A 12,266-nucleotide genomic window follows, 5' to 3' on the forward strand; every position below is an offset into this window, starting at 1 on the left:
TCGCTGCGTCAGCAGACAAAGCTTTGGGAACTAGACTTGAGATAAGGGAGGAATCAGACATGAGTGGTATTCCAGGAGGCTTCACTTCGACCGGGGCAATTTTGGTGCTCTTCATCTTGCTCGTCATCATTTCTCGTTCGTTATTCGTCTAATTCCAATCAGAGCTTCATAACCTATTGGACTTCAAGCGGCTGTGCCGTCCTTTTTAGGGGCGGTGCGGCCGCTTTTTCTAAAACCAAAACCGATGGTTGGCCTTTGTGCATCAAGCCGCTACAGGTTCGGAGGGTTCTTACGATCGCTGTTAAAGCCCGATTTCTTGATTTTATGATACTCCAGAATCCCTCCGACCCTCCGCTTACATTCGCCTGTTTACATAGAGCTTAAACAAAAAAGAGCATAAACAGCTACCCGAGGGTTTCTGTATTATGCTCTCTTTAATCTGTTCAGTAGTAAACTATAACTATCCAACCAAACAATACTTAACCAGCGCATCGCGCACACCATACTCATTGTTCGTTCCTGTAATGACATCTGCTGCTGCTTTGACTTCAACTGGCGAATTCTCCATGGCAATACCCAGACCTGCGTAGGTCAGCATAGAAATATCGTTAAAATAATTACCAATCGACAGGACTTCCTCCTGAGGAATTCCCAACTGCTCTGCTAAATGTTTTAAGGCATTGCCTTTAGAAGCTTCCGGATGCATAAAATCAACGAAGAATTCACCGCTGCGCAGAATGTTATATTGGTGAGTCCAAGTGCCCCATTCCCGTTCAGCTTCATCCAATATATCCGACTGTGTAAACACAGTGAATTTCACGATAGGCTCATGGAAATCCTCCCAAGCTGGCAGCGATGCTGGCATAATCTTAAAATGCTCATACATATGATTGGCTTCTTTTGCCAGATTATCAACATTATCCACATACATATCAAAAGCAGTATTCACATCAAAATGTATGTTATGCTCACGGCAATAAGCAATGTAAGGATCTAGACCACGTGCATCCAAACCGAATTGATGCAATATTTCCCGGTTCTCTACTCGTACAGTTACTGCACCATTGTGGCCCAGCACATAACCTGACAAGCCCATTTCTTCCATAAAAGGAATCGAGTTCTGCGGGCTTCTGCCTGTGCATAATACGATCTGGCCTCCCTGACGAGTAACCTCAGCAATGGCCTCCTTATTCTCAGCACTTAAGTGGTGATCATCATCCAGCAGCGTACCATCTACATCAAGCGCTATCAGCTTGTATTTCATACTCCACCATCCTAATCCATCTTATTTATCTATAGAATTACTATAACTGTACTTTGTTATTTAATTGTTAACTCTCTCTAGTTAAAGCTCCGCTGCACCTGCACTCAGCAGATTAAGCTCTTCTTTCGTCAGCTCCCGGTAAGCTCCCAAAGCCAAATTCTCATCCAGCTTCAGCTCACCCATCGATACCCGCTTCAGAAACGTGACTTTTTTGCCAACCGCCTGAAACATCCGCTTGACCTGATGGAATTTACCCTCGGTAATGATTAAGGAAATAAACGAAATTGTGGTAGTGCCTCTCTCCCTGCTCAAGATAGTTAGCTGTGCAGGCAGCGTGACATACCCGTCCTCAAGCTCCACGCCAGCGGCAAAAGCTGCCACATCATCAGCGTCGACTTCACCTTCTACCGTAGCCTCGTAGATTTTGGGGACATGCTTGCGTGGTGACAGCAGCTCATGTGCAAGCTTGCCATCGTTAGTAAGCAGCAGCAATCCTACCGTATCTTTATCCAGTCTGCCGACAGGGAAGGGCTCGAACTGGGCATACTCCGGCTTTAATAGATCCAGAACCGTCCGGTCCCGCTTGTCCTCTGTTGCAGACAGCACATCCGGTGGTTTGTTCATCATTAGATAGATATATTCACGGTAAGTGACAACCTCACCGTTAACTTCAACCTTATCGTTATAAGGATCAAAATGAATCCCACTGTCCTTCACGACAGCACCATTCACATGAATCAATCCTTGCTTTGCTATTTTACGAATGTCACTGCGTGAACCCACGCCTATATGGGACAACATTTTATCTAGCCGTTGTTTTTTAGCAGCATTGCCTGATGAGCTCATACTTATGTCCACCTCCAGCCTGCGGGATATTCATTCTTGAGCATACCATCCTGCCATTTGCCCCATCCCGCACTATAGCCATCGATACAGACCAGCATATAGCCCTTCGGGGTGCTTCCGGGTCTTACAGACAGACGTTCCAGCGGAATCGCCAGTGTTTCTCCTTTAAGATAAGACACCGCTTCACCATTACTGGTTGATAGGGATAGACTACGACAGCTCTCTGATGGATGTAGTGCTGTAGCTAATGGATGGCTAGGTATAAATCTTCCGTTACGGAGATGACCCACAGACCAGCCTGGACGAATCGTCCTAAGCCCGTTCAGCGACTCCTGCGGAAGTGGGGAAATATACAGGTGATCGCCAAAAAGCACAGGATGACCCGCAGGCTCCCAACCTAACTGTTCATTTATAAAATCACCATAGGCGGCCAGAGCAACCTCTACACTTACGTGCTGCAGATCACGACTCGTTCCGCTAGTGGTTTTTCCAGAGGCTCGTCCACCCTTGCTGCGAACCTCTTCAACTCGGGTTACGGTTGGTTTAGCTGCGGGTTTGCCTTTAAAATTCTTTCGCGTAGAAATAGACAACAGGATTTCTTCAGGTTCTGGTTCCACTATCGGAGCTGGGGTTCCGTCATGCCTTAGCACGGCCATGAAGTGGCCTTCGCCCTTCACCTTGTGCGGCCAGAGTCGGGCCGTTCCTGGCAGTTCTCCAAAACCCATGGCAAAGGAACCCGTTCCGCCAACCGGAACAACCGAAAACTGCGGATAGCCCGCGAGAAACTCAGCAATAGTCCCTTCATTCTCCTCTATTGCGAAGGTACATGTTGAGTAGACAAGCGTACCGCCCGGTGCCAATGCTGAAGCCGCCGAACGTAAAATATCCCGCTGCATCGCAGCGTATTTGGCTGGCGTTTCCGGTTCCCATTGCTTCACCATATCCTCATCCTTGCGGAACATACCCTCACCGGAGCATGGCGCATCGATCAGTATTCGGTCAAAAAAGTGCGGGAACGCTGCCGCGATGTGGTCTGGACTTTCGTTCAGTACCACGGCGTTGCGCACCCCATAAAGCTCCAGATTCTTAGCTAAAGCCTTTGTCCGCTCAGGGTGAAGGTCGTTACTGACAAGCAGACCTTGCCCTTGTAGCTTCGCGGCAATTTGCGACGATTTACCACCGGGAGCAGCGCATAGATCCAGCACCCTGTCACCAGGTTGAACGCCAAGAAGCTCTACTGGGGCCATCGCACTTGGTTCTTGAATGTAATACAATCCCGCATGGTAATACGGATGTTTGCCGGGCCTTACGCCCTCCTCTGTATAATAACCAGTTGGACACCACGGGATTGGCTCCAACTGAAAAGGGGATAGTGCCAACAGGCTCTCCGCCGTGATTTTTAAAGTATTGACACGAATGCCTCCGTACGGGGTCTCCAGATACGAATCCGCAAACTGTTTATATTCCGTTCCCAGCAAATCCTTCATCCGCTGTGTGAAAGAGCTGGGCAGTTGTACTGCCATGATGCCGTCCTCCTGCTTGTTATACCAAAATAGGTTTACATAATGTTAAGGGAACACCTTTAAGGGTGTCCCTTTTGTTCTTGCTTATTATAATTGTTTATTTGTGCTGAGATGATGTCGGCCGCTGTGGACCGCGACGTTGCGGGTTGTTCGGTATAATTGCATCAGCCGCAGCCTTCACTTCCTCGGCCAGCTGAAGGTCTACAATATCAATGGTCAGATCATAATATGGAAACGAATGCTCATTGTAATGCTCCAAGCGCAAGGCATATTCCTTGACTTCCTTCACCAGCTTGTCGAGATTAATGCCAAGCGTCACTGCTGGATAATCCTCAAGCTTGGCAGCTGCCCGGTTTAAGAGTATTTTTCCGCCACGCACATTGCGGTTACGGAAATGGTATAAGCCTACCGCAACCTGCAGCAGAGCCTTATAGAGCGGATCGCGTCCCTGTGCAAGCCATAGTTCTTCCAACACCTCATGGCATTCAAAATAATCTCTGTCGCGGTTGAAATAGATCAGGTATGCCAAGTACAACGACTCATAGCCCATCCGGCAAACTGCCCTTCTTAGCATCGGACAGCATTCTCCGGACATGATCGAGAAGGACTCTCATGGCATCCATATCCTGAACCTGCCAAATTTCATTAAAGCGCTCCTGGCTTTCAATAGCCTCATTGACCAGATGATAGAAATACAATTGATGGATCGCCTTCAACAATTGAGTTGTTGTATTGGAATTCTCCTCAAAGGTCTTTTGCGCTTCCAGTATCTCTTCCCGAATGCTGGACATTTCACTGTCTAGAATCGAGGCCGCCTCCGCCGCTGTTTTTAGCCGTAGCCGCATTTCATCCGGCAGACTTTCCCGGTATTTATAATTCAGGGAATGCTCAATAGTCGCCCAGAAATTCATCGCCAGTGTGCGGATTTGAATCTCGGCTAGCACTATCTTTTGTCCCAGAGCTGTCTGTACGGGATACTTAATAATCATATGGAAGCTGCGATAGCCGCTATCTTTGTAATTGGTGATGTAATCCTTCTCATAGAGAACTTCAAGATCCTTGCGGTGCCGGATAAATTCGGCCACTCTGCGGATATCCTCCACAAATTGACACATAATCCGTATACCCGCTATATCTTCTATACCCGTCTCGAGATCCTCCATCTTCACATTCAGGCGTTGCGCTTTCTCCAGAATGCTAGACAGCCGTTTTACGCGGCCAGTTACGAATTCGATCGGTGTATATTCCTCTCTCTTTTTCAACTCCGAACGCATCGTTTTGAATTTAACCTTCAGTTCTTCCACTGCCTGTTCGTATGGAAGCAAAAAAGTACCCCAGTCCCTGACGTCCATCGTCTTCGTCCTCCTGTCCTTTCGTCTCCTTTAGTGATGATCGGCGCCCACCGCTTCAGAGATATTACGGAATCCGTCCCGCCGTAGCAGCTGTCGTAGTCCCGCATGTATCTTACGGTTAACCTCTGGTCCTTCATAAATGAGAGCTGTATAAATTTCGACCAGGCTTGCACCTGCCCGGATTTTGTCATAAGCATCTTGACTAGTAAATATACCGCCGGAGCCAATGATTGGCATCTTCCCGCCAGTCTGGCGATAAATGCTGCGGATGATATCCGTTGAACGATCACGCAGTGGTTTACCGCTTAAGCCCCCGGCCTCTCCAGCCTGCAAGCTCTTAAGTCCTTCGCGGTTTAACGTGGTGTTCGTAGCAATAATACCATCCATTCCAGCTTCTGTCAGCGTATGTACCATATCTTCCAGTTCTGTATCGCTAATATCCGGAGCAATTTTCACCAATAAACTTTTGGAAATACCACTCTTTTTACGCTGAAGTTCCATTTCCTCCTTCACCTGAGCCAGCAGGAATGACAATTCATTGCCATGCTGGAGGTTACGCAAACCGGGCGTATTTGGTGAACTGATATTTACCACAAAAAAATCACCGTACGGATAAAGCGCACGGATGCACTGGCGATAATCCTCATGTGCCGCTTCATTGGCCGTAGCCTTATTCCGGCCAATATTGACAGCTACCGGAATTCTACGCTTCTTGAGTGCCTTTAGCCGCTCTGCCATGGCTTCGGCCCCTTCATTATTGAAGCCCATCCGGTTGATCAGTGCTTCATCCGAAAGAAGGCGAAAGAGTCGTGGGCTATCATTACCTGGCTGGCCCTTTGGTGTGACCGTGCCCACTTCCATAAATCCAAAGCCGATGGATGAGAACCCGGCAACGGCCTCGGCATTCTTATCCAGTCCGGCTGCAAGTCCTACCGGGGTCGGGAAATGTTGACCAAATAGCTCCACAGCTAGATCAGCGGTCTCCGGAACACCGTACATCAAACGCAACGCTGCGCTGCCTCCTGGTACAGTAGCCGACTTATCCAAACCGCCTACTACAAGATGGTGCGCTTTCTCCGGGTCCATTTTAAAGAAAAAAGGTTTGCCAAAATTACGATACAGCACCATTCTCGCTCCTTCAAGGGTTTCTTGCTTCTGCTCAAGTCTCCCCGTTTCTGTAGGTTTCTTCTTGATTTTAGCCTTTTCCTGGAGAAAAGAAAAGTTTTTAACCTCACAGGACCTTTGAGCCCGAACCTTGAGTATAGTAATTTTCTTGTAAACGCATTACAATAAAAGAGCAAACACTGATTAAGAGAGAAAGAGGGTATGACTGGTATGACAACTAAACGCAAACCTCCTACATTGCAGCAGAAGAAAGATGAGGTTAACCGCAAAGCTATCATGTGGATCGGCGTAAGCTTAGTAGTACTAATTCTACTTATAATCATTCTTTTTATTGTAGCAGGTAATTAATTCAGCCAGTGATATACTTTGCGGGGGTTGGTCTGATCATGGGGTGTAGAAGAGGAGAACCGTTCCTTCGGCAGCACCAGCTCTTCAGGCAGAACCCCTTTACTAATTGTTACCTTTGTCCCCTTGGGTACCAGAGCAAATAACTCCTCTACATCCTCACGTTTCATCCGGATACAGCCTTGTGATTCATCCTCGCCGATACTGTTAGGATCATTAGTTCCATGAATAGCATAGTTACTCTCCGATAGCTGCAGACCGCGGCTGCCGAACTCCCCATTCGCATGACCATTCGGGTTAACCACTTTATCTGTAATGACAAAACTACCCTCTGGTGTCTTATTTCCACCAAGTCCCACCTTATAATTCCGCAAAATAATGCTACCGCTGACTACTGCCAAGCGGTGATTTTGTTTATCCACAATTATGGTAAGCGGTCCGGCAAAAAAAGGAATGCTATCTTCGCCACCTCCACTAACACCGGTTACAGCCGATGTGCCGCTTGTTGCTGCCGCTCCTGAAGTCCCGGATGCAACATTAGGTGTTGGGAATGCTTTAGTGACTCCCGGTGCTGATGAAGATTCCGCTGCTGCTCTCAGAGCCGTAAATTTCTGTTTCATAACTGGCGTAGTTCCTCCAAGCCAATTTCCCGGAAAAGGACCTGCCAGTTGCTGCAGCGAATCAGGCAGACTCCCTTTGTTCTTCTGAAAAGCCAATATAGCACTCCAGAGCGTGGCTAGCTGTTCTTGGACGACCTGCCACTGGGCAGCCTGTTTCGTTAGCACCGTATGCTCGGGCGGCTGACACGCGCAACTAACGGGATCATAAGACTGGTATACAATGGCCCCAGCCTTGCTTGTCTCCAGAGTAGAGGTAAGAGGTAACTTCTCTTTCCACAGTAGCCATTTACCGGCGCGTTTCATTCCCAAAACAGCTTTAACAGAAGGTTTCTTACTCCCGATCATTGTAGCCATCGCCTTACCTGATGCAGCTGTATCTCCAACTGCTTGAGCCGTAAAGCTAACCTTTTTGCTTTCTGTAGCCGAAGTGTCGGTGGAAATTGTCTCAACTGGCGCATCAGCAGCATCTGCATGGGACACCAATCCAGTCTCGTGTTCTCCCGCGAGGCTGGAACTCGGAGCCTGGGCGGCAGGCATGATAACTAGCAGAAACATTGCAAATAGAAGCAATAGGCGACGTGTTCTTTGATGGCGTTGGCTACGCTGACGCCCCGCCTGCAGCAATCCTTCCTCGTATTCACGTAGCATATCGGCCGGCACCTTGCTGTGCTCAAATGCTTCATAGACTTCCCCAGCCTGATTAAAGCAATAATTCCCCTTCCCATGCTGGCCGTTCTTATAGTATTCCTTACCCAGCAAGTACCATGCCATCTTATTTTCCGGATGCATCTGCACATAGGCTTTGAGGTGCTGCGAGTTTTTCATCGGTACCTCCACTCTTTGTAATTCCTTCATTATTAATATCGGTCAGATGCAAAAAAATAAAAAGACATCTCCCAGCCGAATTTGCGCCGGCTAGGAGATGTCTTTTATAAAACTTATGATATTTACCAAAAATGCAATTAGCCTTCTTTGTTAAAAGGCGTATCAGCGATTTTAATGGAGTCAGTCGGACAACCGTCCGCGGAATCCTGCAAATCATCAAACAAATCGTCTGGAATAACTGTCACTCCGTGGTTGCCATCATTTTCATAAATGACTTCCGCCAATCCTTCGTCATCGTAATCAAAAATATCAGGGGCCGTCGCTCCACATGCACCACATGCGATGCAAGTATCTTTTTCGACCCAAGTGTATTTAGCCATAATTTTCTCTGCCTCCCGTTAAACAATACAGCGCCACTGTAGCAGCGTGTTATTTTTCTCATATTAATATAAATAGACTTTAATTTCAATTCATTTTCATCATGTTTACATTTTCGCCGCATAATACGGCAACTAAATTGACATGACATAGAATGTTTATTTCACTCTTTATCAGGATCTACCGTTTGCAAATTATCCTTTTGCAGCGAGGTTCCTCGCTCCTTATGGTTGCGCAGCCTCGCGGAATGAGAATCTGTCAGCATTCCAGCAGTCAAAACAGCGCTCTCGCCAAATTTATTACGCAGAATATCCATTGCTTTGTTCAGCGATTCTTTCTTTGGCTGACGTTCATAATCGAACAAATCAAGCTGAATGGCCGACTCTTCTTTGGGGGTTAGGCCATGCAAAGTCACCCCAAGAAGCCGCACAGGTTTCTCTTTGTTCCAATGGCGCGAATATAGCTCGCAGACCGCCTTGTAAATATCCTCAGCGGTCTCCGTGGGCACTTCAAGCTGGCGCGAGCGGGTTATCGTCTTCATATCGGGTGTACGAATCGTAAGCTGCAAACCGGAGGCTACCAAACTTTGCTTCCGCAACCGTCTTGCTACCTGATCGCTCAAGTTTAGTAGAATCGGTCTCGCTTCAGCCAGACCAATGACATCCCGGGGTAATGTTGTGGTGTGGCCGATAGATTTACTCTGCTCCCGCTCGGGATTCACCAAGCCATGGTCAATGCCGTTGCCGGCCCGCTTTAACCAAGAACCCATAACCCCAAAGTGCTCCACCAGCATTCCCTCATCTGCAGCAGCTAGTTGTCCAATACTGTAGATGCCTAGCTTACGAAGCTTCTCGGCAGTCTTGCCGCCGATACCGAACATTTGGTCACAAGGCTTGTCCCATAGAATTTTTGGCACATCGCGCAACCTCAGCACTGTAATGCCATTGGGCTTCTTCAAATCAGAGCCCATCTTAGCCAACAACTTGTTGGGGGCAATCCCAATGGAACAAGGCAGACCCAGTTCATCCATAATACGACGCTGAATGTCCTCGGCTATCTCCAGCGGATTGCCGAACTGGCGCGATCCCGTAATATCCAGATAACATTCATCTATTGACACTGCTTCAAGCAGCGGAGTGTAACTGTAGGCAATCTGCATGAACGCATTGGAATACTTACGGTATAGATGAAAGTTCGGCTTAATAACAATTAAAGAGGGACAAATCCGCAGCGCCTTCTGGACCTGCATACCCGTTGATATCCCTTGCCTACGTGCGGCATAGGAACAGGTGACGATAATCCCCCTCCTGAGCTCCACACTTCCTGCAACTGCAGTAGCCTTACCACTATATTGCTGCGGGTCTTCCGCTTCATGTACGGAACAGTAAAAAGCATTCATATCCACATGCAGGATGACCCTTCCGCTCGTTGGATAATATTGATCCACATTCTGCACAATGTCTACCTTCTTATCTTTAGGGTTTCTATTGTCAGATTTAGAATACCGCTCCAGTGCCTGAAGGTCAACTTCAAACAGACAGCCCGCAAAGTTCTTTGTTACATTCCCGCGTAAAAATGATATAATGTAAAAATTCATTTCCCTCAAGCGTATGCTTCCAATGCGAGTTGTGCACGAAGCGAATTCCGGAAGCCGAAGCTCACAAAACTTTTAGGAGGACTCTCATGTCTAAGTCCATCTCCATCTTCGATACAACACTGCGCGACGGCACCCAAGGTGAAGGAATCAGTCTGTCTGCGGATGACAAGCTGAAAATCGCCAAGAAACTCGATGATCTGGGTGTGCACTATATTGAAGGTGGCATTCCGGGAAGCAACAATAAAGACATTGAATTTTTCAAAAGAGTCAAGGAACTGCATCTAAACGCCAAAATCACTGCATTCGGCAGCACTCGCCGCAAGAACTCCTTGGCAGAACACGATGATAATCTCAAACGCATGATCGACGCGGGTGTTCCTGCGGTCACACTGGTCGGGAAATCGTGGGATTTCCATGTGCATACGGCACTTCAGACCACTCTGGAGGAGAATCTCGCTATGATTGGCGACTCCATATCTTATTTGAAACAACATGGCCTTGAGGTTATATTCGATTCCGAGCATTTCTTCGATGGTTATAAACACAACCCCGAGTATGCTTCAGCTGTGTTGGCCAAGGCGCGGGAAGCCGGAGCCGATTGGCTAGTTATGTGCGATACGAACGGCGGAACGCTGCCGCATGAAATTCAGGAGATTGTTTCAGCGATGTCGCGCCATCTCCCAAGTGCCCCTTTGGGAATTCATACTCACAACGATTGCGAGTTAGCAGTAGCGAATACGCTTAGTGCTATCGGAGCAGGAGCTCGTCAGGTACAAGGTACGATTAATGGGTATGGGGAACGTTGTGGTAATGCTAACCTTTGCTCAGTCATTCCTACACTTCAGCTCAAAATGGGCTTTCACTGTATTCCTGGGGACTCTCTGCCTCAACTCACGAATACGGCGCGTTTTATAAGTGAAATCGCCAATGTTAATATGCCAGTCAACCAACCCTATGTCGGAACTGCTGCTTTTGCTCATAAAGGCGGGATTCATGTCTCGGCCATCATGCGTGATTCACGTACCTATGAGCATATCGCACCTGAATTGGTCGGCAATAAACAACGAGTGCTCGTCTCTGAGCTGGCCGGTCAGAGCAATGTGGTTTCCAAAGCTCAGGATATGGGACTTAGTCTGGACCCAAGTAGTGAGCAGGCCCGGAAGGTAATTGATAAGATCAAGAACCTGGAGCATCAGGGCTATCTGTTCGAGGGTGCAGATGCCTCACTTGAGCTGCTGCTACGCGAAGCTACCGGTGAGATGAATGAGTTGTTCACCTTTGAATCCTTCAAAATGCTTGTGGAGAAGACGGCCGGCCGCCCCGTAGTATCAGAAGCTTTCGTGAAGCTCAATGTAGGTGGCGAGAACCTCTATACAGCCGCAGAAGGCAATGGTCCAGTCAACGCACTCGATAATGCCTTACGCAAAGCTTTACTGCCTTATTTCCCGCAGTTAAAGGATATGCATCTCTCCGATTACAAGGTGCGTGTGCTTGATGAACAAGACCAGACAGCGGCTAAGGTACGAGTACTGATTGAGTCCAAAGACTTTACTAATACCTGGAGCACTGTTGGTGTATCCAGTAATGTGATTGAAGCTAGCTGGGAAGCGCTTGTCGACAGTATGCGCTACGCCCTGCTAGGGCAGATCTCGCTGAAGAACGATAGTGAAGCTACTAACGAGCCAAGAGGCTTGGTTAATCATTAAAGTTCTATCCCATACGAAGTGTTGCTCTAAGACAAAGAACCCCCTTCAGACTGAAGGGGGCCTTTTCATTAACAGAGCTTTAAGAGGAATTATGGTTGGGTAAGTTTAATGATCTTCTTCTCCAGCTCCTCACGACTCAAAGTACCCAGAATGATCTCGGAAATCACTCCGTTCTTATCAATCAACACATTAGTAGGAAAGACCGCTCCATTATATTTGGCAAATACATCACCTTTCAAATCAAACATAGTTGGAAAAGTGATGTTATATTTCTTGATAAAACGTTCTGCATTGGGCTTATAATCGTAACTGGTTACATTAATACCGTATATGTCCAGAACTTCCTTGTACTGCTCAGCTATTGCATTCAGCTCTGGTGCCTCTTGCTGGCAGGGATCACACCAAGACGCCCAGAAATTAACCATTACCGCCTTATCCCTTGTTCCGCCCACAGAATACACACTGTCTTCGCTTCCCTTGAGGGAAAATGACGGAGCTAGCAGCCCGGCTTGAGGACCGATTCTCGTTGAAAGCCCTGTTTGCTGTTGAAAAACAGCGGCCGCTTCTGGTTCACGATTATGCCACACCGTCAGGATCAGCAGAAAAATAACAAGGGCCATAACCGTCAAATTCCGTTTCTTAACAGCATTCATAGAGGTATGTTCCTTTGCGAATGGGATAGTTT

The 12,266-nt window shown here is 47.6% G+C and carries 13 protein-coding genes; 3 read left to right on the forward strand and 10 right to left on the reverse strand.

Annotated elements, in window-relative coordinates; translation table 11 throughout:
* The first annotated feature begins 59 nt into the window (after window positions 1–59).
* Entirely contained in the window at window positions 60–152 is a 93-nt protein-coding gene (locus GJB61_RS07105; RefSeq protein WP_154117756.1) for a sporulation protein YjcZ, read from the forward strand.
* A gap of 308 nt (window positions 153–460) precedes the next feature.
* Here the strand turns inward: GJB61_RS07105 and GJB61_RS07110 are convergent, their stop codons facing one another.
* The 6 genes from GJB61_RS07110 to GJB61_RS07135 all read right to left on the reverse strand — a co-directional run bounded on the left by GJB61_RS07110 (window position 461) and on the right by GJB61_RS07135 (window position 6,110).
* Window positions 461–1,264, reverse strand: coding sequence for a Cof-type HAD-IIB family hydrolase (locus GJB61_RS07110; protein ID WP_154117757.1), 804 nt, complete (start codon window positions 1,262–1,264; stop codon window positions 461–463).
* A gap of 81 nt (window positions 1,265–1,345) precedes the next feature.
* Window positions 1,346–2,110, reverse strand: coding sequence for a pseudouridine synthase (locus tag GJB61_RS07115; protein WP_154117758.1), 765 nt, complete (start codon window positions 2,108–2,110; stop codon window positions 1,346–1,348).
* A gap of 2 nt (window positions 2,111–2,112) precedes the next feature.
* Entirely contained in the window at window positions 2,113–3,633 is a 1,521-nt protein-coding gene (locus GJB61_RS07120; protein WP_154117761.1) for an RsmB/NOP family class I SAM-dependent RNA methyltransferase, read from the reverse strand.
* 97 nt (window positions 3,634–3,730) lie between these two features.
* Window positions 3,731–4,207 (reverse strand): DUF309 domain-containing protein, encoded by a 477-nt coding sequence (locus tag GJB61_RS07125; protein ID WP_229521520.1) that lies wholly within the window; start codon window positions 4,205–4,207, stop codon window positions 3,731–3,733.
* A complete protein-coding gene (gene yjbM / locus GJB61_RS07130) occupies window positions 4,173–4,985 on the reverse strand; it encodes a GTP diphosphokinase (RefSeq protein WP_154117763.1) in 813 nt (270 codons plus the stop codon). Before yjbM ends, GJB61_RS07125 begins: the two co-directional genes overlap by 35 nt.
* Window positions 4,986–5,015: 30 nt before the next feature.
* On the reverse strand, window positions 5,016–6,110 hold the full coding sequence (locus GJB61_RS07135) for a quinone-dependent dihydroorotate dehydrogenase (RefSeq protein ID WP_338115724.1): 1,095 nt from the start codon (window positions 6,108–6,110) through the stop codon (window positions 5,016–5,018).
* A 210-nt stretch (window positions 6,111–6,320) separates the two neighbouring features.
* On the opposite strand from GJB61_RS07135, the gene GJB61_RS31130 reads away from it, so the two are divergent.
* Window positions 6,321–6,458 carry a hypothetical protein gene (locus GJB61_RS31130; RefSeq protein ID WP_195724261.1) on the forward strand — a complete coding sequence of 46 codons (138 nt, stop codon included), beginning with the start codon at window positions 6,321–6,323 and terminating at the stop codon, window positions 6,456–6,458.
* Here the strand turns inward: GJB61_RS31130 and GJB61_RS07140 are convergent.
* The 3 genes from GJB61_RS07140 to GJB61_RS07150 all read right to left on the reverse strand — a co-directional run bounded on the left by GJB61_RS07140 (window position 6,455) and on the right by GJB61_RS07150 (window position 9,875).
* Window positions 6,455–7,900, reverse strand: a complete 1,446-nt coding sequence (locus GJB61_RS07140; protein WP_154117766.1) for a L,D-transpeptidase — start codon at window positions 7,898–7,900, stop codon at window positions 6,455–6,457. The two genes, GJB61_RS31130 and GJB61_RS07140, sit on opposite strands and share 4 nt — an antisense overlap.
* A gap of 137 nt (window positions 7,901–8,037) precedes the next feature.
* A complete protein-coding gene (locus GJB61_RS07145) occupies window positions 8,038–8,280 on the reverse strand; it encodes a ferredoxin (RefSeq protein ID WP_154117767.1) in 243 nt (80 codons plus the stop codon).
* Window positions 8,281–8,441: 161 nt separating this feature from the next.
* Entirely contained in the window at window positions 8,442–9,875 is a 1,434-nt protein-coding gene (locus tag GJB61_RS07150) for a DNA polymerase IV (protein ID WP_154118164.1), read from the reverse strand.
* Between the two features lie 86 nt (window positions 9,876–9,961).
* Between GJB61_RS07150 and cimA the strand changes: the two genes are divergently transcribed.
* Window positions 9,962–11,581 carry a citramalate synthase gene (gene cimA / locus GJB61_RS07155; RefSeq protein WP_154117769.1) on the forward strand — a complete coding sequence of 540 codons (1,620 nt, stop codon included), beginning with the start codon at window positions 9,962–9,964 and terminating at the stop codon, window positions 11,579–11,581.
* A gap of 89 nt (window positions 11,582–11,670) precedes the next feature.
* On the opposite strand, the gene GJB61_RS07160 is transcribed toward cimA, so the two are convergent.
* On the reverse strand, window positions 11,671–12,234 hold the full coding sequence (locus GJB61_RS07160; protein WP_154117771.1) for a TlpA family protein disulfide reductase: 564 nt from the start codon (window positions 12,232–12,234) through the stop codon (window positions 11,671–11,673).
* Window positions 12,235–12,266: the final 32 nt, after the last annotated feature.

The organism is Paenibacillus monticola (genome assembly GCF_009664975.1).
GTDB lineage: Bacteria > Bacillota > Bacilli > Paenibacillales > Paenibacillaceae > Paenibacillus_AQ > Paenibacillus_AQ monticola.